The organism is Nocardia sp. NBC_01327 (genome assembly GCF_035958815.1).
In the GTDB taxonomy this organism is placed as follows: domain Bacteria; phylum Actinomycetota; class Actinomycetes; order Mycobacteriales; family Mycobacteriaceae; genus Nocardia.
On sequence record NZ_CP108383.1, the window covers coordinates 6,357,672 to 6,383,614 of the forward strand.

The following is a 25,943-nucleotide window of genomic DNA, read 5'->3' on the forward strand; positions in this document are numbered from 1 at the left end:
ATGCACGACCACGGATCACCCCTGCATGCCCGCGACGGTCACCCGCCTACCTATTCGCTGACCGCGGCACAGCGTGCGATTCGGTTGCTTCAGCAGTTGGCGGGCGCCACACCGGTGTCGAACGCGCTGTATCTGGAGCTGGCCGGTGAACTCGATACCGCACTGCTGATCGCCTCGTTCGGGCAGGCGCTCGACGAATTCGAAGTCAGCCGCGTGCGCGTCGTCGAGGTGGACGGACAGCTGCGGCAGGTGGTGGACGAGACCGCCAATGGCGCGGTGCAGTGCCTGGACTACACGTCGGCGCCCGATCCTGTCGCCGCGGCGCTGGAGTGGATGCGCAGCGACTACCGCGCACCCATCGACCTGCCGAACGGCCCCGTCGTGATGGGTGCGCTGGTGCGCGTCGCCGAGCGGCGGTGGTTCTGGTACCTGCGTGCCCATCACATCGTGATGGACGGCATCGCCGCACTGAACATCCTCACGCGCAGCGCACAGCTGCACACCGCCGCGCTGGAGGGCAAAGAGCCTGGGCGACAGGCGATTCGCTCGCTGGGCGAGATCGTCGCCGCGGACGAGCAGTATCGCGCCTCGCACCGCTTCCACGACGATCACGTGTTCTGGTCCAAGTATGTGGCAGAGCTCCCCCAGCCGGTGACGCTGACCGATCAGGTCGCCCTCGCCGAGGAGCATCCGCTGTCGGTGAGCGCGCTGCTGTCCGCCGACACCGACAGTGCGCTCCGCGCCGCCGTCGCGACGCGATCCTCCGGACCGGCGGTCTTCGTGCTCGCCGCGTTCGGCCTGTATCTGGCGCGCATGACCGGCTCCGACGATGTGGTGCTGAGTCTGCCGGTGTCCGCGCGCGTCACGGCGGCCATGGGCCGCTCCGGCGGCATGACCGCCAATATCGTGCCGTTCCGCATTACCGTCACCCCCGGCCTCAGCGTCGGGTCACTGCTCGAGCAGACCCAGCGCACGCTGATGGATGTCCTTCGCGGACAACGCTATCGGCACGAAGATATGCTCGCGGACTCGGAATCGGTTGCCGCCCGCCATCTTCCGCAGGCCGCCGGGCCGATGGTCGATCTGATGATTCTCGATACCAAGATCGTCCTCGGCGATATCACCGCCCGGTTGCAGGTCTTGACCCCGGGATTGGTTCCCGATCTTTCGGTGAACGTCTATCCGGCCGTCGGCGGCGAGAGCACCCGGCTCGACTTCTTCGCCAACCCGAGCGTGTACACCTCCGACCAGGTCGCCTACCACCACCGGCGTTTCGCGCAGTTCCTCGACAGCTTCCTGCAGTGCGTGCTCACCGATTCCGGGACCCGGGTGCGCTCGGTGGAACTGCTCGAACCCGACGAGCGCCGGCTGTTGCAGGAATCAGGCGCCGGCGCTTCGGGCCCCGCGCAGAACACGTTGCCCGACATACTGTCCCGGGCAGCGGCAGCGCACGCCGATCGGCTCGCGGTCCACGACGCCGCGCGCACCTGGACCTACCGCGAACTCGACGAATGGTCGAATCGGTGTGCACGGGCATTGATCGACCGCGGCGCCGGCCCGGAAACCACGGTGGCGGTGGCGGTGCCGCGCTCGGCGGCCTGGGTGCATGCGGTCTGGGCGGTCGCCAAGACCGGCGCCGCGTTCGTGACGCTGGATCTCACCCAGCCGGTCGAGCGAAATCGGTTCATTCTCGCCGACTGCCCTGCCACCATCCTGCTGATCAGCAGTGAAACCAGCACGGAAGCAACCGGGTTGGATGGTCCAGGAGTTCAGGTGGTCGATATCGACCGCCTCGAACCGCGCGAGGCCAGCGCTGCCCCGATCACCGACGCGGATCGCCGCGGTGCGGTACGAATCGGCAATACCGCCTACATCGTGTACACCTCGGGCTCGACGGGCACCCCGAAGGGCGTTGCCGTCACCCACGCCGGGCTGTCCGGAGTCTCCGGTACCCTCGCGCAGCAGTATCGGCTCGACAGCAACTCTCGCGTATTGGCCGTCGCCGCACGCACTTTCGATGCAGCAGTATTCGAACTCCTCTCGGCCGTACCGGTCGGTGCGGCGCTGATCGTCGCTCCCGCCGATGTTTTCGCCGGTGCGGCACTCACGGAGTTGATGTGTGCCGAGAGAGTGACGCATGCGTGTTTGACTCCGGCCGTCGCCGCCACGCTCGATGAGCGGCGACTCGACGATCTGCACGTGCTCATGGTCGCCGGCGAAGCATGTCCGCCCGCACTGGTGCGGCAGTGGCCGGACAGCGATGCCGCCGGTATTCGCCTGCTGTACAACCTGTACGGGCCGAGTGAGGCCACGATCTGGGTCACCAGCGCGGCACTGCGTCCGGGCGACGAGGTGTCGCTCGGTGCTCCCATCCCCGGAATCCGGCTTTCGGTGCTGGATCCGTGGCTGCGCCCGTCATCCTTCGGTGTGGCGGGCGAGTTGTATGTCTCCGGTCCCGGTGTGGCGCGCGGATATCTCGGCCGTTCCGGATTGAGCGCGGCATCGTTCGTGGCCGACCCGCAGGGTCCGGACGGTGCGCGTATGTACCGCACCGGAGACGTGGTGCGCTGGGAGCGCCGCGGCGCCGACGGCGCGATGCTGGTCTTCGTCGGCCGCGCCGACTCCCAGATCAAGATTCGTGGCCAGCGCCTCGAACTCGGCGAGATCGAAGCCGCACTGACCGGCCTGGACGAGGTGCGGCACGCCATCGTCACCACCGCCGGCGAGGATTCCGAAACCGCCTGGGTGGCGGCCTATCTCACCGCGACACCGGGCTACGCCATCGACGCGGGCACGGTCCGGCAGGCGGTGGCGCGGCGACTGCCGTCGTACATGGTCCCCGAGACCGTCACGGTGCTCGACGAATTGCCGATGACCGCGACCGGGAAGGTGGATCGCCGCGCATTACCGGCACCGCAGCGACCGGTGGCGACCTACCGTGCCGCCTCGTCCCCCTTCGAAGAGATTGTCGCCGCGGCGTTCGCCGAGGTGCTCCATGTGGAGCGTGTCGGGGCCGACGACGACTTCTTCGCCCGTGGCGGGCATTCGATTTCGGCGACGCGGGTGGCCGCGCGACTGGCCGAGGCGACCGGGCGCACGGTCGGCGTCCGTGACATCTTCGACGCCCCCACTGCGGCCGCGCTGGCCCGGGTGCTCACCGGACGCGAGATCGGGCCGGGCCGAGCGCGGTCGGAGCTGGTCGTGCGAGAGCGGCCCGCGCACATACCGTTGTCGTTCGCGCAATTGCGCATGTGGTTCATCAACCGGTTCGAACCCGAATCGCCGACCTACAATATTCCGCTGGTCTTCCGGCTGGCCGGATCGCTGAACACCGAGGCATTGGCCGCGGCGCTCGCGGCGGTGGTCGCGCGCCATGAGGTGCTGCGGACCCGCTATCCCGAGCTCGACGGGGTGCCGCACCAGGAGGTTGTGCCGAGCGCGGCAGCCGTCCCGGTGCTCGAGGTGACCGGCGTCGACCCGGCCCAGCTCGACGATGCGGTGGCGCAGCAGGTCCGGCGCGGATTCGACCTGCGGGTGGATATGCCGCTGCGGGCCACGGTCGTGCGGAGCGGCCTGCTCGAGCACGTCGTGGTGCTGGTGCTGCATCACATCGCCGCGGACGGTCTGTCCATGGCGCCGCTGCTGCGGGACCTGTCGACGGCGTACGCGGCATATTCGGCGGGGCAGCAGCCGGGATGGACCCCGCTGCCGGTGCAATACCCCGATTACGCTCTGTGGCAACGTGAACTGCTGGCTTCGGAGTCCGACGCCGACAGTGCGCTCGTGGCTCAATGCCGGTACTGGGAACAGGAATTGGCCGATGCGCCGCAACCGATAGCGCTGCCGGCCGATCGGCCGCGCCCGCCGGTGCTGAGCAATCGCGGTGACGTCGTCGAATTCACCATCGACGCACCGCTGCTGGAGGCGATCCATCGGCTCGCCCGGGAGCACCGGGTCAGCGTGTCGATGGTCTTGCAGGCCGCGCTGGCGGTGCTGCTGTCGCGGCTGGGAGCCGGACCGGACGTCTCGATCGGCGGTCCGGTCGCGGGGCGCACCGATGAGGCCCTGCGGGATGTGGTCGGCTTCTTCGTCAATACCTGGGTATTGCGGGTGGACCTTTCCGGCAACCCGCGTTTCGAGCAGGTGCTCGACCAGGTCCGCGGTAAGGCCCTGACCGCCTACGAGAATCAGGACGCGCCGTTCGAGCGGCTGGTGGAACTGCTCAACCCGGCCCGGTCGACGGCCTATCACCCGCTGTTCCAGGTATCGCTGGAATTGCAGAACGGTGGCCTGCCCGCACTCGAACTGCCCGATCTGGTTGCCGAATTCCTCCCCTTCTCCACCGCAAGCGCCAAGAACGATCTGCATGTCGATCTGATCGAAATCCCCGGCACCACAGCAACTCCCGCGGTACTTGCGGGCCGAATCGAATATGCCACCGATCTGTTCGACCATTCCACGGTGACCGGCATTGCCGACCGCTTCCTCCGGGTGCTCAGCGCGGTGAGCGCCGACCCGTCCGAGGCGATCGCCGATATCGGCCTGTTGGACGAGGCGGAGCGCACACAACTTCTGACGCAGTGGAACCCGCAGCTCGAGACCGCGAACCCGGAGACCACGATCGTGGCGGCGTTCCTCGGACGCGTCGATGCGGCACCGACCGCCGTCGCACTGCGTTTCGGTGACGAGCAGCTGACCTACGCGGAATTGGCTGCGCGGGTGGATGTTCTGGCGCGGGTGCTGGCGGATCGGGGCGTCGGCCGGGGTTCGGTGGTCGCGGTGGCCATGCCTCGATCGACGGATCTGGTGACCGCCGTCCTGGCGGTGGTGACTGCCGGTGGCGCGTACCTGCCGATCGATCCCGAATATCCCAGTAGCCGTATCGAATTCATTCTCGCCGACGCCGATCCGCTGCTGGTCTTGACGACGACTGCTACGGCAGCGGCACTGCCTTTGGGTGAGCGTGCGGCCCTGTACCTGGACGTCGCCGACCTCGCGGGTGCGCCGTCCGGTACGAGTTTGCCGGTGCTGTCGCCCACCGACGCGGCGTATGTGATCTACACATCGGGTTCCACGGGCCGCCCGAAAGGCGTTGTGGTCGAACACCGCGGCGTGGTCAATATGGCGAGGTACGGATGGCCCGGCGGACCCGGCGAGCGGGTGCTGCTGCATTCGTCCATGGCGTTCGACGCATCGGCCTACGAGCTGTGGCCCGCACTGCTGGCCGGATCCACCATCGTCATCGCACCGCCCGGCCGATCGGATATCGCGGAGTTGAGCCGGGCCATATCCCGCCACGGCGTGACGGCACTGTATGTGACAACCCCGCTGTTCGAGATACTGGCGAGCTCCGGGCCGGAGCTGACGCTCGATTCGGTATCCCGGGTGGTCACCGCCGGAGATGCGCTGCGGCCGGTCGCCGTCACCCGCTTCCACGACAGGTGGCCGGGAATCGGCGTGGTCAATGCCTATGGGCCGACCGAGAATACGGTGTGCGTAGCGGCGTACGAGATCCCCGACTCGGCGGAGTGGACGGGCGGCAGCAGCGTGCCGATCGGCATCCCCGTGGGCAATATGCGCTTGTACGTGCTGGATTCGCGGCTGCGGCCGGTACCGGCGGGCGTGGCGGGCGAATTGTATGCCGCCGGAGTGCAATTGGCGCGCGGGTATCGGCACCGTCCGGGCTTGACCGCGGAGCGGTTCTCCGCCTGTCCGTTCGGAACCGGCGAGCGGATGTATCGCACCGGTGATGTGGTGCGGTGGCTGAAAGATCCGAACCAGGGCACCGGCGTGCTGGAATTCGTCACTCGCGCCGATGAACAGGTCAAGGTGCGCGGGTACCGGATCGAGCCCGGCGAGGTCGAGACCGTACTGACCGCGCACCCGCTGGTCTCGCAATCGGCGGTGATCGCGCGTGAGATCGGTTCCGCGACCGCGGATTCGGTGAGTGCGGCGGACAAGAGGCTGGTCGGCTACGTGGTGCTCGATCGCACCGGCGAGGTGCGCGACGAGGCCGTTCTCATCGGCGAGATTCGCCGCTTCGTCGCCGATCGCCTGCCGGAGTACATGACGCCCTCGGCCATCGTCGTCCTCGCCACACTGCCGTTGACGCCCAATGGAAAGCTGGACCGGCGCGCACTGCCCGCGCCGGCCTTCGCCGTCGCGGACTATCGCGCCGCATTGACACCGGCCGAGGAGATCGTTGTCACCGTCTTCGCCGAGGTGCTCGGCGTGGATCGAGTCGGGGTCGACGACGACTTCTTCGCGCTCGGCGGGCATTCGCTGTCCGCCATGCGCGTGGCCTCGCGAATGACCGCGGTGCTGGGTACCGAGGTGGGCGTGCGGGACGTGTTCGAGGCTCCCACCCCCGCTCGCCTGGCGCGCGCGCTTGCCGAGCGAGGAGCGGACCTCGATCCGGCACGACCCGGATTGACTGTTCGAGAGCGGCCGGAGCGGATGCCGCTGTCGTTCGCCCAGTCCCGGCTGTGGTTCATCAACCGATTCGAAATGGATTCCCCGGCCTACAACATTCCGATGGTGCTGCGCCTGCGCGGGCCGTTGGATCAGGACGCGCTGTCTGCCGCACTGACCGATGTGGTGGCGCGCCACGAGAGCCTGCGCACCATCTTCCCCGATGAGGACGGGGTGCCGTTCCAGCGAATCCTGCCGGTCGGCCTGGCCACGACGACCATCGAGACCGGTACGGCAGATCCCAGCGAGATCGAGCAGACCCTGGCGGTTCTGGTACGCCGGGGATTCGATGTCTCGTCGGAGCTGCCGCTGCGAGTGACGCTGTTGCGCAATGGTTTCAACGACCACACCGTGGTGCTGGTGCTGCACCATATCGCCGCGGACGGGTGGTCGATCGCACCGTTCGTGCGGGACCTCACCGCGGCGTACGCCGCGCGCCGAGAAGGCCGGTCACCGCAGTGGGCGCCCTTGCCCGTGCAGTACGCGGACTTCACGCTGTGGCAGCGCGAGACATTGGGTGCGGAGTCCGATCCGGACAGCATGCTGGCCACCCAATTCCACTATTGGGAAACCGAACTGGCCGATGCCCCGCAGCCGATCACACTGCCGCTGGACCGCCCGCGCCCGGCGATTGCCAGCAATCGCGGCGATGTCATCGAGTTCTCCTTCGAGCCCGCGCTGTGCGAGCGGCTGTATCGACTCGCCCATGATCGCCAGGTGACGGTGTCGATGCTGTTGCAGTCGGCGCTGGCCGTACTGCTGTCACAGGTGGGCGCGGGCGAGGACATCAGCATCGGTGGTCCGGTCGCCGGGCGTACCCAAGAGGCGACGCACGATTTGATCGGATTCTTCGTCAATACCTGGGTGCTGCGGGTGGATCTGTCCGGTAACCCGCGTTTCGAGCAGGTCCTCGACCAGGTCCGCCGCAAGGCCCTGACCGCCTACGAGAATCAGGACGCTCCCTTCGAGCGACTGGTGGAATTGCTGCAACCCACTCGTTCTCCGGCGTACCACTCGCTGTTCCAGGTGTCGTTCGCACTGCAGAACAACCTGCTGCCCGATCTGCGGCTGCCGGAGCTGGAGGCCGAGATCGTTCCGGCGATCACCGGAACAGCCAAATTCGACCTGCACATCGATGTGGCCGAACGACTGAATCCGGCGGACACCGCCGCCGCCCCCGTACTGGCGGGCCGGATCGAATACGCCACCGATCTGTTCGATCGCACCACCGTGACCGACCTCGCCGCGCGATTTCTGCGACTGCTGGACACCGTCACCGCGGACCCGGAAATGCCCATCGGCCGCATGGAAATTCTCGCGCCCGAGGAACGCGACCGGTTGCTGCGAACCTGGAACGACACCGCGGCGCCGGTGCCGCAGGAGACCTCGCTTGCCCGCCTGTTCGCCCGGCACGTAGCGGCCACGCCGGATGCCGTCGCCGTCGCACACGCGGACGGCGATATGACCTATCGCGAATTGGCCGCGCGGGTGGGTGTGCTGGCGCGGGTGCTGAGGGATCGGGGCGTGGGCCGGGGTTCCGTGGTGGCGGTGGCCGTGCCACGGTCCGTGGATCTGGTGACCGCGGTGCTGGCGGTCGTGGTGGCCGGTGGCGCGTATCTGCCGATCGATCCCGAATATCCCGGTAGCCGTATCGAATTCATCCTTGCCGACGCCGATCCGCTGCTCGTGCTGACGACAGTCGCCACCGCGGCGGACCTGCCCCTGGGTGAGCGCGCGGCGCTGTGCCTGGATGCCACAGACCTCGGCGGTGAGTCGTCCGGCCATGAGCTGCCGTCATTGTCGCCGAGCGATGCGGCGTACGTGATCTACACGTCCGGTTCGACAGGCCGCCCGAAAGGCGTTGTGGTCGAACACCGCGGCGTGATCAATATGGCGGTGCACGGGTGGCCCGGCGGACCGGGCGAGCGGGTGCTGCTGCATTCGTCCATGGCGTTCGACGCGTCCGCATACGAGCTGTGGCCCGCACTGCTGGCGGGATCCACCCTCGTCATCGCACCGCCCGCCCGGCTCGACCTGTCCGCGCTGATGCGCACGATCTCCCGCCATCGCGTCACCACGATATTCGTGGCAACCGCTCTGTTCGAGCTGCTCTCGACGGCCGGACCCGAGCTCGATATCGATCCGGTGCGTCAGGTCGTCACCGGTGGCGACGCCTTGGGTTCGGCGGCGGTGGCCCGGTTCCGGGATCGCTGGCCGGGTGTCGATATCGCCAATGCCTATGGGCCGACCGAGAATACGGTCTGCGTATCGACGCAGGAGATCCTCGCATCGAGGCCCTGGGCTGCCGATGCGCGGATACCGATCGGCGCTCCGGTGGCGAATGTGCGGGTGTTCATTCTGGATTCGCGATTGCGGCCGGTGCCGGTGGGCGTGGCAGGCGAATTGTATGTCGCCGGAGCACAATTGGCGCGAGGCTATGCGGGCCGGCTCGGATTGACCGCGCAGCGGTTCGTGGCGTGCCCGTTCGGCGCCGCCGAGCGGATGTACCGGACCGGAGATGTGGTGCGGTGGCTGAAACCTTCGGGCGAAGGCGCCGGGGTGCTCGAATTCGCCGGCCGGGCCGACGATCAGGTCAAGGTGCGCGGGTATCGGATCGAGCCCGGCGAGGTCGAAGCGGCATTGATGGCGCATCCGGCCGTGTCGAGCGCGGTGGTCGTCGCCCGCGCGATGTCCTCCGCCCCCGCCGACGCCGTGGCCGACAAGCAATTGGTCGCCTACATCGTTCGCGATCGCGAAACCACGGTCGGCGACGACAGCGACCGCGCGGCCGAACTGGTCGGCCATTGGCGAGACGTTTACGACAACCTGTACGCGGGCAAGGAAAGCTACCTCGGCAACGGCCGTGAATTCGCCGAGCCGATGGCCCTGGATGCCGATTTCGGCGGCTGGAACAGCAGTTACACCGGAGAACCGATTCCCGTGGGGCAGATGCGGGAGTGGCGGGACGCGGTCGTGGACCGGGTTCTCGGTCTGCGGCCGGCGCGGGTGCTGGAAATCGGTGTGGGATCGGGCTTGCTGATGTCGCGACTGGCATCGCAGTGCGACGAGTACTGGTGCACCGATTTCTCGGCGGCGACCATCGAGAATCTGCAATCGCGACTGCGCGAATCGGCGGTGGACTGGGCGGATCGGGTCCTGCTGCGCGTGCAGTCCGCCGACGACGTCACGGACCTGCCGCCGGATCGCTTCGATGTGGTGGTGCTGAACTCGGTGGCACAGTACTTCCCGAATGCCGCCTACCTGATCGACGTGATCGACAAGGTCATGACGCTGCTGGCGCCCGGTGGCGCGTTCTTCCTCGGCGATATCCGCAATCTGACACTGCTGCGAGAATTCGCCACCGGCACCCAACTGGCCGGCGGCGAGGACCAGGACACGGTGGCGGCGGTGCGGGAGCGCGCACGCCGCGCGTTGATGGCGGAGCAGGAATTGCTGGTCGCCCCCGAGTTCTTCCTCGCGGTGCGGGACAGGGTCGCCGCCGTGGCCGCGGTGGATATCGAGTTGAAGTACGCGCCGGTCGACAATGAGTTGACGCGCTACCGCTACGACATCGTCCTGCACAAGGCCCCGGCGCGAATTCGCTCACTTGCCGACGTGCCGCAACGCGATTGGTCCGAATTCGGCGACCTGCGGGGACTGCGCGACCAGCTCGCCGCCGAGCGGCCCGAGAGTCTGCGAATCACCGGAATACCGCAGGCCGGAACGATTCTGGATGTGACGGCCACTCGAATTGTGGACACCGCGGCCGAGCAGGCGCGCGTGGCCGATCTCGACCTGAACACCACCACCGCGGCGGTCCTGCCGCACGAGATCCGTTCCCTCGGCGCGGAATTGGGCTTCACGGTGGCTGTCACCTGGGCGCCGGTGCCCGGCCGGATGGACGCCGTCCTCGTCCGCGGCGCGGGCGAGACCACGGTATTCGACGACGTCTACCTGAACGCGGGCCCCCTGGATTCGCTGGGCGCCTACGTGAACGATCCCGGTATCGGCGATCTGGTCGCCGAGATCCGGGAATTCACGGCAGAACGGTTGCCGGAGTTCATGATTCCGGCGGCCATCGTCATCCTCGACGAGCTGCCGCTGATGCCCAACGGCAAGGTGGACCGGCGCGCCTTGCCCGCCCCGCAGCTGTTCACCCTGGCATATCGGGCTCCATCGACACCGATGGAGGAGATTGTCGTCGCGGTCTTCGCCGAAGTACTCGGCGCCGACCGGGTCGGCGCCGATGACGACTTCTTCGCATTGGGCGGGCATTCGCTCTCGGCGACGCGGGTGGCCGCACGCGTGGCGGCGGCCACCGGCCTCACGGTCGAGGTGCGCGATGTGTTCGACGCACCGACCGCTACCCGATTGGCCGCGGTACTGGCCGAACGGTCCACCACGGAACAGCCGAGCTCGGTGTTGGCGCCGCAGGACCGGCCCGCACGAATACCGCTGTCGTTCGCGCAGTCCCGGATGTGGTTCATCAACCGATTCGAGCCGGACTCCCCCGCGTACAACATCGCCATGGTGCTGCGTTTGCGCGGGCAGTTGGATTCGGCCGCGCTGGCCGCCGCGATCGGTGATGTCGCGGCCCGGCACGAGAGCCTGCGCACGGTGTTCCCCGATGAGAAGGGGATTCCGTGCCAGCGGATTCTGCCTGCCGGCGGCGTGGAGATGGCGACGGAGGCCGTCGATTCGACCGAGTTCACCGACCGCGTGACGAGCATCGTGCGGCAGGGGTTCGATGTGTCCGCACAGCCGCCGTGGCGAGTCACGGTGCTGCGCAGTGGATCCGATGACCATTCGCTGGTCGTGGTGCTCCACCATATTGTCGCCGACGGGTGGTCGATCGCACCGCTGGTGCGTGATCTGGCGCTGGCCTACACCGCGCGCCGGGCGGGGCAGGACCCGCGGTGGGCGCCGCTGCCGGTGCAGTACGCCGATTACACCCTGTGGCAGCGCGAGGTGCTCGGTGCGGAGTCCGATCCGCACAGCGTCGTCGCGCGTCAGATCGCTTATTGGACAGGCCATCTGGCGGGTCTGCCGGATCGGCTGGAGTTGCCCGCCGATCGGCCGCGGCCGGTGGCGGCCTCACAGCGCGGTGGGAGCTATTCGTTCACGCTGGATGCCGCGACGGTGACCGGGCTGGGGGCGCTGGCACGCTCGCACCGGGTGACGATGTTCATGGCCGTGCACGCCGCACTGGCGCTGGTGCTGTCCCGGCTGTCGGGCAGCGCCGATGTCGCGGTGGGTACTCCGATCGCGGGTCGCGGCGCGGCGGCGCTGGACGGGCTGATCGGCATGTTCGTCAATACGCTCGTCTTGCGCACCCGGGTCGACGAGGCCGGTTCGTTCACCGATCTGCTCGATCAGTGCCGTCAGGTGGACCTGGCGGCGTTCGCACACGCCGACATTCCGTTCGAACGAGTTGTCGAGGCCCTCGATCCGCCCCGGAGCCAGGCCCATCATCCGCTGTTCCAGGTGATGCTGGCCTTCCAGAACCTCGATCTGGACCCGGCGATGGCACAGCTGCCCGGGCTCGAGGTCGAGCCACTGCGGAGTCTCGATATCGGGGTCGAACGATTCGATCTCACCATTACCGTCGCCGATATCCCGGACACCACCACCGCCGATATCGACGGCGGCGTACCGATCACCATCAGCTTCGCGCTGGACCTGTTCGACAGGCCGACGATCGTCGCGCTGGCTCACCGCCTGCAGCGCACCGTGCGTGCCGTGGTGGCCGATCCGGCGATCAGCCTGCGCGATCTGGATCTGCTCGCACCGGATGAGCGAATGCTGTTGCGCCAGTGGGGCGATGGCGGGCCCGGTCCGGAGCCGGAGGCGTTCGGCGAAATGCTCGCTCGCGCCGCGGTGGAATTCCCGGCACGGCCCGCGGTCGTGGACGCGGGGCAGGAGTGGACCTACGCGGATCTCGACACGTGGTCGAATCGGTGTGCGCGGGCGCTGATCGAGCAGCGGGTCGGCCCGGACACCGTAGTGGCGATCGCCATTCCCCGTTCGGCGGCCTGGATGAAGGCGGTGTGGGCGGTCGCGAAGACCGGAGCCGCCTTCGTCTCCCTCGATCCGGCCCAGCCGCGAGAGCGCAATCGCGGCATCCTCGCCGATTGTGCGGCCTCGGTCCTGCTCACCGCTGACGAAGGCACACGAGCGATAACCGGGGAATGGCAGCTGCCCGGGACAACCGAGTTCGCGCTGGACGGGTTCGACCTGTCCGCCTGGGATGCCGCCCCGATCGGGGACGGTGAACGCCTCGGCTCGATGCGGCCGGACAATACCGCCTACATCGTCTACACCTCGGGGTCGACCGGAACGCCGAAGGGCGTGGCGGTCACCCATGCCGGGCTCTCCGCCATCGCCACGGCTCAGCGTCACCGCAATGGGACGGATGCCGAGTCGCGGGTATTGGCTGTTGCCTCACGCACTTTCGATGCGGCGATCTTCGAACTGGTGCTCGCGGTACCCGCGGGCGCCGCACTCATCATCGCTCCCGGCGAGGTGGTGGCCGGGCCGCCGCTGGCGGAATTGATGCGTGCGCAACGCATCACCCACGCCTTCCTTTCGCCGATGGTCGCGCTGTCGATCGAGTCCGACGGGCTCGATGACCTTCGAGTCCTGTCGACCGGCGCCGAGGCATGCCCTCCGGAACTGGTCGCGCGGTGGTCGGGAACCGATGCCGCCGGTATTCGCAGGGTGCACAATCTGTACGGACCCAGCGAGGCCACCATCTGGGTGACCGGCGCGGAACAGAGTGCCGGTGCACCGGTTTCGGTGGGAACGCCGATTCCCGGCATCCGCTCGGTGGTACTGGATGCCTGGCTGAACGTGGTGCCACCGGGTGTGGTCGGCGAGCTGTACGTCGCCGGTCCCGGCGTGGCGCGCGGATACCTCAACCGCGGCGGGATGACTTCGGCGGCCTTCGTTGCCGATCCGTTCGGACCTGCCGGATCCCGCATGTACCGCACCGGGGATCTGGTGCGGTGGATGCCGGAGGGCGCCGAGAGCGCGGTGCTGGCGGTGGTCGGCCGTGCCGACAACCAGATCAAGATTCGCGGCCAGCGCCTGGAACTCGGCGAAATCGAAAGCGTGCTCACGGAACTCGACGAGGTGCGGCGCGCCGTCGTCATTCACGTGACCAACGGCGGCACCGGCGAAGCCGCGCGGCTGGCCGCCTACGTCACCCCGGCACCGGACCGGGTGCCTGATCCGATCGCCGTCCGGCAGGCGGCGGCGCGGCGGCTCCCGTCGTACATGGTCCCCGACACCGTCACCGTCCTGGACGAGCTGCCCCTGACCACGAGCGGGAAGGTCGACCGGCGAGCGCTGCCGATACCGCAGTGGGCGACCACCACGTACCGGGCGCCCGCCACCGCCACCGAAGAAGCTGTGGCGGCGGTATTCGCGCAGGTCCTCGGACTCGATCAGGTGGGAGCCGATGACGACTTCTTCGCCCTGGGCGGAGACAGCATCGTATCGATCCAGCTCGTGGCCCGGGCCAAGGACCGCGGTGTGGTGTTCACGCCCCGGCAGGTGTTCGAGGCGCGCACGGTGGCCGCGCTGGCGGCCCTGGCCGAATCGGTCGAGCCGGCAACGGTTCTCGCGGAATTGCCCGGCGGCGGCATCGGTGAGCTGCCGCTGACGCCGATCGTCCGATGGATGGTGCGGCAGGGCGACTTCCGGCGCTTGAATCAGACCCTGGCGCTCACGGCCCCGGTCGGAGTGGATCGCGCCGGGTTGATCGCGATCCTGACAGCGGTGATCGACCGGCACGACATGCTGCGAGCCCGGTTGTGGCACAACGGCCGGGACTGGCAGCTCGAGACGCGGGCGCGCGGGACGGTGGACGTCGGGTCGCTGGTGCGTCCGGTCGTCATCGCCCCGGATATCGATCCGGAGCGCCGCCATCAGCTCGTGACGGCGGAGGTCGCGGCCGCGCTGCACCGCCTGGATCCGGCCGAAGGTGTTGTCCTGCAGGTGCTCTGGTTCGCTCCCGCCGACGCGGCGCAGGCCGGGCAGCTGATCATCGTCGCGCATCACCTTGTGGTGGACGGTGTTTCGTGGCGCATTGTGCTTCCCGACCTGATGTCGGCATGGCAGCGGTACCGCGCCGGTGGTGAGGTGTCGATGCCGCCGGTGGGGACGTCGATGCGGCGCTGGGCCCACGGCCTGGTGGAACAGGCGCGGTCGCCGCGTCGGGTGGCGGAACTGCCGCTGTGGCAGCGGATTGTCGATGGGCCGGACCCGCTGCTCGGGTCGCGTGCGGTGGACCCCGTGCGCGATGCGGGCGGGATACGCCTGCGGCGCGTACAGGTATCACCGGAGATCACCGAGGCATTGCTGACACGGGTGCCCGCGGCCTTCCACGGCGACGTGCAGGACGCGCTGGTAGCCGCACTTGCCCTGGCCGTGATGCGATGGCGAGCCGGTCGCGGCGTGCTCGAATCCTCGACGCTGTTGCGGCTCGAGGGACACGGGCGCGAGGAACAGGTACTCGAGGGCGCGGATCTGACCGCGACGGTCGGCTGGTTCACCACGGTGTATCCGGTGCGAATCGATATGGCGGGAATCGATCTCGAGGACGCCTACGCCGGTGGACCGGCGATCGAGACCGCGGTCAAGAATACGAAGGAACATCTGCGCGCGATTCCGGACCACGGCATCGGCTACGGACTGCTGCGCGATCTCAACCCGGACACGGCGCAGGCCCTGCCCGCCGGGCAGCCCGCACAGGTCGCCTTCAACTACCTCGGTCAACTCTCGCCGAACCGATCCTCCGGCGGGACAGGCGAATTCGGCGTCACCGAGGCACTCGGCGCTCCGATCGCCGATGAGGATCTGCACGTCCTGGCGACAGCCGTCGTCGATATCACGGCGGTGGTCACCGAGGGCCGCTTGTCGGCCACCTTCGGCTACCCCGAAGCCGTGCTCGACGAGGCGGAGGTCGATGAGCTGGCCCGATTGTGGGTCGAGGCACTGCAGGCCGTCGTCACCCGGCAGCGAGACCCGCACTCCGGTGGGCATACTCCCTCGGATTTCCCGCTGGTGCGGGCAACACAATCGGATATCACGACCTGGGAGGCGCGCTACCCGAGCCTGGTCGACGTGTGGCCGCTGTCGCCATTGCAGACCGGACTCCTCTTCCACGCCCGGCTGGCCGAGTCGCGGGTGGATGTGTACGCGGTCCAGCTCGCGATCACGCTGTCCGGTGCGGTGGACGCCGCACGGCTGCACCACGCGGCCGGGGCGCTCCTGCAGCGGTATCCGAATCTGCGGGTGGCGTTCGGCGCCACTGCCGAAGGCGAAGGCGTGCAGATCATTGCCGATGGTGTGGTGGTGCCGTGGCGCGAGATCGACCTGCGCGCGGTGCCGGACGCGGAGTCCGCGCTGGCGGAGGTGATCGCCGGGGACAAGGCCGCATCGTTCGATATCGAAACTGCGCCGCTGCTGCGCTTCACGCTGATCGCGGTGGCCGAGGATCGGTTCACCCTGCTGCTCTCGTATCACCATGTGCTGTTCGACGGTTGGTCGATGCCGTCGCTGCTGCGCGCCCTGCTGGCGGAGTATGCGACACCGAGCGGCGCCGCGATGGCGGAGTCTGCGGGTTCGTACCGGTCCTATCTCGACTGGCTCGGCCGGCAGGATTCCGACGCCTCGCTGCGGGTGTGGCAGCAAGCGCTCGACGGCGCCGAGGCGACGCTGGTGGCTCCGCACGCCGCGGCTGCCGAGACGACAGCGCGAATGAGCACTGTCGCAGTCGATTTCGACAAGGGATTCACCGACCGGTTGATCGCTTCGGCATCGTCGGCCGGGGTCACGGCGAACACCGTGTTCCAGGTGGCGTGGGCAATTGTCCTGGGGTATCTGACCGGGCGCGACGATGTCGTGTTCGGCGCGACGGTGTCCGGGCGGCCCGCGGAGTTGCCCGGTATCGAGTCCGCGGTGGGCCTGTTCATCAACACCATTCCGGTGCGGGTGCGCCACTCCTGCGGCGAGCCGATCACGGCGGCGCTGAACCGGCTGCAGGCAGAACAGTCGGGATTACTGGGACACCATCACATCGGTCTCACCGATATCCATGCCGCACTGGATGTTTCGTCCATGTTCGACACGGTGCTGGTATTCGAGTCCTATCCGGTCGACAAGGCCGCGCTCGCGAAGCAGGCCGCGGCGCTCGACGGCATGGCCGTGGAGGATCTGCGGTCGAACGATTCCGCGCACTATCCCCTCGCATTGATCGTGGTCAAGGGAGAGCCGTTCCGGGCCCAGTTGCAGTATCAGCCCGGGGTATTCGCTCCTGAGTGGGTTCAGGCCTGTGCTGACCGGCTCGCACGGGTGCTGCATGCGATGACCACGGATTCGTCGGTCACGGTCGAGGCGATCGACATTTTGTCCGCCGCCGAGCGGGCGCGGCTCGTGCCGGTGCGCGGTCTGCCGGCGCAGCCGCCGCGACCGCTGGCGGATCTGCTCGTCGCGGGCGCCGCCTTCGATCCGGCCGCGCCCGCGGTGGTGTCGGGTGCGGTGACACTGAGCTTCGGTGAGCTGGACAGTCTTTCGAACCGGCTGGCGCGGTTGCTGATCGGGCGCGGTATCGGGCCGGGCGATGCGGTCGCGCTCGCGCTGCCCCGGGGTATCGAGTTCCTCGTCGGATTGTGGGCGGTGACCAAGACCGGTGCGGCCTTCGTTCCGATCGATCCACGCCATCCGCTGGATCGGGTCGCGGTCATGGTCGCCGATTCCGCTGTGCGCCTTGCCCTGTCAGTGCAAGCCACAATGTCCACGCTGCCGGGCGCCACCGATCGGCTGCTGCTCGACGAGCCGGATCTGCCGGCGCGCCTGGCGGAGTTCTCCGCGGCCGCGGTGACCGACGCGGTCCGGGTTCGCCCGCTCCGGCCGGAACATACCGCGTACATGATCTATACCTCCGGATCCACCGGCACCCCGAAGGGTGTGGTGGTCACCCATGACGGCTTGGCGAACTTCACCGCCGAGCAGCGCGAGCGCTACGACCTGAACGAGAGCGCCCGGGTCTTGGCCGTATCGGCGCCGGGTTTCGACGCGGTGATGATGGAGCTGCTGATGGCGCACCCGAACGGGGCCGCGCTGGTGGTCTCGCCGCCGGACATCTTCGGTGGTCCGGCCCTCGCGGACATCGTTCGGCAGCAGCGGGTTTCGCACGCCTTCGTGACAACGAGCGTCCTGGCGACCATGTCCCCGGCCGGGCTGGACTCACTGCGGGTGCTCGTCACCGGTGGCGAGCGGGTGCCCGCGGAGCTGGTGGCGGCGTGGGCGCCGGATCGGCGACTGTACATCGCGTACGGACCGACCGAGACGGTGATTGTCACCCTCATCAGCGATCCGATGGAGCCCTCCGCGCCGGTGACGCTCGGCGGGCCGATCCGCGGCATCGAGGCGGTGGTCCTGGACGCACTGCTGCGCCCGGTACCGGCCGGTGTGCGTGGTGAGCTGTACCTCGGCGGCATCCAGCAGGCGCGCGGGTATTCGAACCGGCCGGCGCTGACGGCGGCGTCCTTCGTCGCGAATCCGTTCGGGCGCAGTGGTTCGCGCCTGTATCGCACCGGCGATCAGGTGTGCTGGAACGCGCAGGGCACCCTGGAGTTCCTGGGACGCAACGACTTCCAGGTCAAGGTGCGCGGACAGCGAGTCGAGCTGGGTGAGATCGAGGCGGTGCTCGCCGACCAGGCGGGGGTGAGCCGGGCCATCGTGGTGCAGCACGCGACATCGAATCGGCTCATCGGCTATCTCGTCGGCGCCGACATCGACGCGGCGCAGGTGCTGGCCGCTGCCCGGCATCGGCTGCCCGCGCATATGGTGCCCGATGCGTGCTCGGTCCTGGCCGAGCTGCCGCTCACGGTGAGCGGCAAAGTGGATCGCGCGGCCCTGCCGGAACCGGAAGCGCTGACGCGGGATTACCGCGAGCCGTCGACACCGGCCGAGCAGCTGGTGGCGGACGTGTTCGCCGAACTGCTCGGAGTCGACCGGGTCGGCGCGGACGACGATTTCTTCGCGCTGGGCGGACATTCGCTGTCGGCGATGCGCGTGACCTCGCGGGTGTCCGCGGTAACGGGTGTGCGTATAGGCGTACGCGATGTGTTCGAGTCGCCGACTCCCGCGCGGTTGGCGCGGGTGCTGGATGCCGGTGCATCGGCTGCCGGTGCCGCTGGTTCGGCGGACACCGCGCTGGTCGTCCGGGAGCGCCCCGAGCGGGTGCCGCTGTCGTTCGCGCAATTGCGAATGTGGTTCATCAACCAATTCCACGGGGCCTCAGCGGCGTACACCATTCCGCTGGTGCTGCGGTTGACCGGTGAATTGGACAGCGATGCATTGATCGCGGCGATCGGCGATGTGGTGGCGCGGCACGAAAGTCTGCGCACGGTATTCCCCGATGAGGCGGGGACGCCGTTCCAGCAGGTGCTGCCCGTCGATCAGGCTGTGGTCGGCGTCGAGGTGCGGTCGGTGGATCCGGTACAGCTCGAGGCGGCCGTCGCCGCGGCGACCCGGCACGGATTCGACCTGTCGGCCGAGCTGCCGGTGCGGGTTACCCTGCTGGACAGCGGTTCCGGTGAACACGTGTTGGTGATGGTGATTCATCACATCGCCGCCGACGGGTGGTCCATCGCACCGCTCGCGCGGGACCTGTCGACCGCGTACGCGGCGCGGCGGTCGGGACGGTCCCCGGAATGGGTGCCGCTGCCGCTGCAGTATGCGGACTACACGCTGTGGCAGCGTGCGGTATTGGGTGCGCCCGCCGATCCGGAGTCGACGTCCGCGCGCCAACTCGCCTATTGGACAGCGCATTTGGCGGGGTTGCCCGACCGGCTGGAATTGCCTGCCGATCGGCCGCGGCCGATGGCCTCCTCACACGAGGGCGGCAGCCATTCGTTCGTGCTGGACGCCGGATTGTTCGCCGAGATGGGCAAACTGGCGAATGCCCGCGGGGTGACGGTGTTCATGGTCGTTCACTCGGCGGTGGCGCTGCTGCTGTCGCGGTTGTCCGGCGCCGGGGATATCGCCGTCGGCACACCGATCGCGGGGCGCGGTGCGGCGGCCCTGGACGAATTGATCGGCATGTTCGTCAATACCCTGGTGTTGCGGACGCGCATCGACGAGGCCGGTTCGTTCACGGATCTGCTCGACCAGGTTCGACAGGTCGACCTCGATGCCTTTGCCAATGCCGACATTCCGTTCGAGCAACTGGTGGAGGCCATCGATCTGCCCCGGACCCAGGCGCACCATCCACTGTTCCAGGTCATGCTGGCATTCCAGAATCTCGACCTCGATCCTGCGTCCGCGCGCCTGCCGGGGATAACGGTCACGCCGATGAACCTCGGCGCCACGGTCGAACGGTTCGATCTGTCCATTACCGTTGCCGACCTTCCGGATTCGAATGGCGATATCCCGGTCAGCATCGGTTATGCCACGGAACTGTTCGATCGGTCGACGGTCGCCAGGATGGCTCACCGGCTGGAGCGAATCCTGCGCTCCGCGGTGGCCGATCCCACGGCCGGACTGCGTGAACTGGAGGTGCTCGAACCGAGCGAGCGGAAGTTGTTGCGGGAGTGGGGTGACGGCGGCGACGGGCCCGACCCCATCACGCTGAACGAGATGCTCACCCAGGTGGCCGCGCGGTTCCCGGATCAGCTCGCGGTCGTCGATGCGAGGCATCGACTGACCTATCGGGAACTGGATCACTGGTCGAATCGATGCGCGCGGATGCTGATCGAGCAGGGGGCCGGGCCGGAAACGGTGGTGGCGATCGCGCTCCCGCGCTCGGCGGCATGGGTGCGGGCGGTATGGGCGGTCACCAAGACCGGCGCCGCCTTCGTCTCGATCGATCCGGCACAGCTGCCGGAGCGGAACCGATTCGTCCTGACCGATGCCGCCGCATCGGTGGTGCTCGCCGAGAGTGGCGAGTGGGACGATGCCGGAATTCCGGTGATCGATCCGGAGCGGCTCGATCTGCTCGGGCACAGCGACGCACCGGTGACCGATACCGATCGGCGCGGTGGCGTGCGACCGGGCAATACCGCCTACGTCGTGTACACCTCGGGGACGACCGGTACGCCGAAGGGCGTCGCCGTCACCCATACCGGTGTGGCCGCGGTGGCGACCGCGCAGTGCCGGCAGTTCGGCCTCGACGCCGATTCGCGCGTATTGGTGGTTGCCGCACGCACTTTCGATGCGGCCGTGTTCGAATTGCTGTCGGTGGTTTCGGTCGGTGCGGCGCTGGTGGTCGCCGCCGGTGACGCGTTCGCCGGTGCGCCGCTGACGGAGTTGATCCACACCGAGGGTGTCACCCACGCCTGTATGACTCCGGCTGTGGCGGCCACGATGGATGCCGGGCGGCTGGACAGTCTGCGCGTGCTGATGGTCGCCGGTGAAGCGTGTCCGGCGGCGCTGGTGCGGCAGTGGTCGGGTACCGACGCCGCCGGTGTTCGCAGGTTGTACAACCTGTACGGGCCGAGCGAATCCACGATCTGGGTCACCGCGGCCGAATTGCTTGCGGACGAACCGGTCTCGCTGGGTGGGCCGATCGCGGGAGTCCGGTTGGCGGTGCTGGACTCGTGGCTGCGTCCGGTTCCGGCGGGCGTGGTCGGAGAGCTGTATACCGCCGGTCCCGGTGTGGCACGCGGATATCTGGATCGGGAGGCATTGACGGCCGCGTCGTTTGTCGCCGATCCCTCCGGTCCGGCCGGGTCGAGGATGTATCGCACGGGAGATCTGGTGCGATGGATGCCGATCGGCGAGCATCGTGCGCTGATGTTCGCCGGCCGCGCCGACCGTCAGGTCAAGATCCGGGCCCAGCGTCTCGAACTCGGCGAAATCGAAACCGCATTGGCTCAGCTGGACGAGGTACGGAGCGCGGTGGTCGTCACGCACGCCGCCACGGGTGACGAGCCCAGCGCCACAGTGCGATTGGCCGCCTATGTCACCGCGGCGCCCGGGCAGCTGCCCGATCCGAGCACGGTCCGGCGGGCAATCGCACAACGACTGCCCTCGTTCATGGTCCCCGACACCGTCACGGTGCTGGAGGAACTGCCGCTGACCTCGAGCGGCAAGGTGGATCTGCGCGCCCTGCCCGCCCCGGAGTGGGTGGCGGTGCCGTATCGGGCCGCCTCGACACCGTTCGAGGAGATCGTGGTCTCGGTCTTCGCCGAGGTGCTGGGAGTGGACCGGGTCGGGGTCGACGATGACTTCTTCGCGCTGGGCGGACATTCGCTGTCGGCGACGCGGGTGGCGTCCCGGGTGGCCACGACGACCGGCGCCGAGGTGGGCGTGCGGGATGTGTTCGACGCGCCGACCGCGGCCCAGCTGGCGCGAATGCTCACCGAACGATCGACCGGCGCCGATCCGGTGTGGTCGAGGCTGGTGGTCCGGGAGCGGCCGGAATACCCGCCACTGTCGTTCGCGCAGTGGCGAATGTGGTTCATCAACCGGCTCGAACCGGACTCACCGGCCTACAACATTCCACTCGTGCTGCGATTGACCGGCACCGTGGATATCGCGGCGATGACCGCGGCCATCGGTGATCTGGTAGCGCGCCACGAAACCCTGCGCACGGTGTTCCCGGACCGGGACGGCACTCCGTATCAGCGGATCGTGCCGGTGGCCGAGGCCGCCGCGACCGTCGAGGTGCGGACTGTCGATGCGGGCGAGATCGAGCAGGCGGTGCTGCCGCTGGTGCGGCGCGGGTTCGATCTGCCGAGTGCGCCGCCGCTGCGGGTCACCCTGCTGGACAGCGGTTCCGATGAGTACGTACTCGTGCTGGTCATGCATCACATCGCGGCGGACGGCTGGTCCTTGGCGCCGCTGGCGCAGGATCTGTCACTGGCGTATTCGGCCCGCCTGGCCGGGCGGGAGCCGGAGTGGGCGGCGCCGTTGCCAGTGCAGTACGCGGACTACACGCTGTGGCAGCGTGAGCTGTTGGGGTCGGAGTCCGAGGCGGACAGTGTGTCGGCACGGCAGGTCCGATACTGGACCGGGCAGTTGGCGGGATTGCCGGATCGGCTGGAGTTGCCTGCCGATCGGGCGCGGCCCGCGGCGGCCTCACACCGCGGTGACACGTATTCCTTTGCGGTGGACGCGGAAACGGCGGCCGGATTGCACCGGGTCGCGCGCACACACCATGCGACCGTGTTCATGGTGATGCACGCGGCCTTGGCGGTTGTCCTGTCGCGGGTGTCGGGCAGTAGCGATTTCGCGGTGGGTACTCCGATCGCGGGCCGCGGCGCCGCGGCCTTGGACGGTCTGGTCGGCATGTTCGTCAATACGCTGGTACTGCGTACCCGGGTCGATGAGACCGCCTCGTTCGGCGAGCTGCTGGAGGAGTGCCGGCGTATCGATCTGGAGGCGTTCGCCCACGCCGATATTCCGTTCGAGCGGGTGGTGGAGGTGGTCGATCCGCCACGGACTCAGGCGTATCACCCGCTGTTCCAGGTGATGCTGGCGTTCCAGAACCTCGACCTCGATCCGACGGATGCACTGCTGCCGGGGATTCGGTGCACACCGATGGATCTCGGCGCCGGGGTCGAGCGGTTCGACCTCACCGTCACCGTTTCCGATGCCCCGGACACCGACGGTGGCCTGATGGTCGGGGTCAGCTTCGCTCTCGATCTTTTCGATCGGTCGACGATTGCCGCGATGACACGGCGGTTGCAGCGCGTCATCGGTGCCGTGGCCGCTGATCCCGCAGTGGGACTGGGTGATATCGATGTGCTCGATGCGGACGAGCGACTGCTGTTGTCGCAGTGGGGAGATGGCGGCGCGGGCCCGGAGCGGGTCACCCTGACCGAGATGCTGGACCGAGCGGCCGCCGAGCATGGCGATCGGCTCGCGGTCGCCGATTCCCGGGGCCGATGGACGTACCGGGAGCTGGATGAGTGGTCGAATCAGTGCGCGCGCATGCTGATCGAGTCGGGCGCCGGGCCGGAATCCGTTGTTGCGGTGGCAATTCCACGATCAGCGGAGTGGGTGCGCGCATTGTGGGCGGTCGCCAAGATCGGCGGCGCGTTCCTGTCCGTCGATCCCGGCCAGCCTGCCGAGCGCAATCGGTTCATCCTCTCCGATTGCGCGGCCGCCATCGTGCTGACCAACAGTGCGATCCCCTCGCGGACAACCGGATCGACTTCCGCCGGTGCAGATCCCGCTGAATGGGTCGGGGCCGGAATTCGGGTGATCGACCTGCACCGGCTCGACCTGTCCCGGTACAGCGCCGCACCGGTCGGCGATACCGACAGGGGTGGGGCGATACGGCCGGTCAATACCGCCTATGTCGTCTACACCTCGGGATCGACCGGTATGCCCAAGGGCGTGGCGGTCACGCACACGGGGTTGGCCGCCGTTGCCGCTGTCCAGTATTCGCGCTGCCTGCTGAGCCCCGACTCCCGCGTATTGGCCGGTGCCGCACGCACTTTCGATGCGGCGATGCTGGAGGTGCTGTTGGCGGTACCGGCCGGCGCGGCACTGGTTGTCGCTCCGGACGATGTCTTCGCCGGGGAACCGCTCGCGGAATTGCTGCGCGCCGAGCGTATTACGCACGCCTTCATGGCACCGGCGGTCGCCCTCTCGGTCGATCCCGCCGGGCTCGATGACCTGCGGGTGGTACTGAGCGGTGGCGAGCCGAGTACGCCGGAGTTGGTGCGGCGGTGGTCGGGCACGGACGCCGCCGGTGTCCGCAGGCTGCACAATGTGTACGGGCCGAGCGAGTGCTCGATGTGGATTACCGGCACGTTCCTGGACTGCGGTGATCCGGTGTCGGTGGGTGCTCCGATTCCGGAAGTTCGCCTCGTGGTGCTGGATTCGTCCTTGCGGCAGGTACCGCCTGGTGCGGCCGGAGAGCTGTACGTGGCCGGTCCGAGTGTGGCGCGCGGCTATATCGATCGGGCGGGATCGTCCGCGGTGTCGTTCGTGGCCGATCCCTTCGGGTCGCCGGGGTCGCGGATGTATCGCACCGGAGACCTGGTGCGGTGGATGGCCCGCGACGACGGCAATGCGGTGTTGATGTTCGTGGGCCGCGCCGATTTCCAGGTCAAGATTCGAGGTCAGCGGCTCGAACTCGGCGAAGTCGAAGCTGCGCTGGCGGGTGTGGACGAGGTACGGCAGGCGGTTGTCATCGTCCACACCTCCGATACAGGGGTCGGCGGTGCGCGATTGGCCGCCTATGTCACCGCGGAGCCGGGGCGCGGCCTCGAATCGGCGGCGATCCGGCAGGCGGTGGCGCGGCGGTTGCCCTCGTTCATGGTCCCCGACACCGTCACCGTGCTGGATGCGTTGCCGCTGACCGTGAACGGGAAGGTCGATCGGCGGGCGCTGCCTGCCCCGGAGTGGGTGGTCGCGACATATCGGGCGCCCTCGACGCCGCTCGAGGACATTGTGGTCACGGTGTTCTCGGAGGTGCTGGGAGTCGCACGGGTGGGGGTCGACGACGACTTCTTCAGCCTGGGCGGGACCTCGGTGGTCGCCATGCAGCTGGTGTCCCAGCTTCGTGCGCGCACGGGAACAGCCGTTCCCTATCGGCTGCTCTTCGCCGATTCGACACCGGCATCGCTCGCGCGGTACCTGGCAAAACCGCAGTCCGAGTTGGGCGTATCCCTCGGTGTGCTGTCACCGCTGCGTTCGACGGGACACAAAGCACCGTTGTTCTGCGTCCATCCGGGTGGTGGTCTCGCCTGGGTGTACGGCGCGCTTGCCGGTCACCTGGACCCGGATCGCCCGGTCTACGGCCTGCAGGATCCCTACATCGTCGAGGACGGTCCCCGGCTCGAGTCGGTGGACGCGTACGCCGAGCGCTACGTCGAGGAAATCCTGAAGTCCTTCCCCGACACCACCTATCACCTGCTCGGCTGGTCACTGGGCGGGAAGATCGCGCACGCCATGGCAGCGCGGCTGCAGCAACTGGGCCACCCGGTCGGACTTCTCGCCCTCGTCGATGCGGGCATTGCCGAGAATCTCGCGCCGACACCGGATGCCGAACCCGATGATGTGCAGAGCAACCGCGCACTGACCGAATTCCTCCGCGGCTGGCGCGAATTCCTCGGCATGACAGACGATCAGCAGATCGACAACCCGGCAGAGTTGCTTCCGCTCATCGCGGAACGACTCAGCAGCGAGGGCATCCTGACCCCGCAGCAGGTGGAGCGAGTAACCGAGTGCTTCACCACACCGGTCTCACACACACCGGGACGTTTCGACGGCGATGCCGTCCTGTTCATCGCCGCCCGCGAGTCCTACCGAGACCAGATCGCCGGAACCTGGCACGGGCACATCACCGGACCCATTCACGAGATCCCGATCGACGAATGGCACACCGGAATAATGAATCCGAAGGCCGCCGCGGAAATCGGCCCGCTGCTGAATACGCTGCTCCAAGACAAGGACGAGTAACCGCAGAGCTGACATCGGGCAAACCTCCTGTTTGCCCGGTGCCGGGT

1 protein-coding gene is annotated in these 25,943 nt (G+C 68.1%); it reads left to right on the plus strand.

Going from position 1 to position 25,943, the window contains the following annotated elements; translation table 11 throughout:
• Positions 1–25,896: a non-ribosomal peptide synthase/polyketide synthase gene (locus OG326_RS29375; RefSeq protein WP_327140372.1), complete on the plus strand. Its 25,896-nt coding sequence runs from the start codon at positions 1–3 to the stop codon at positions 25,894–25,896.
• The last annotated feature ends 47 nt before the right edge of the window (positions 25,897–25,943 follow it).

Bases quoted from the DNA above. Each gene is read 5' to 3' on its own strand.
- OG326_RS29375 (WP_327140372.1), top strand. From the start codon at position 1: ATGCACGACCACGGATCACCCCTGCATGCCCGCGACGGTCACCCGCCT.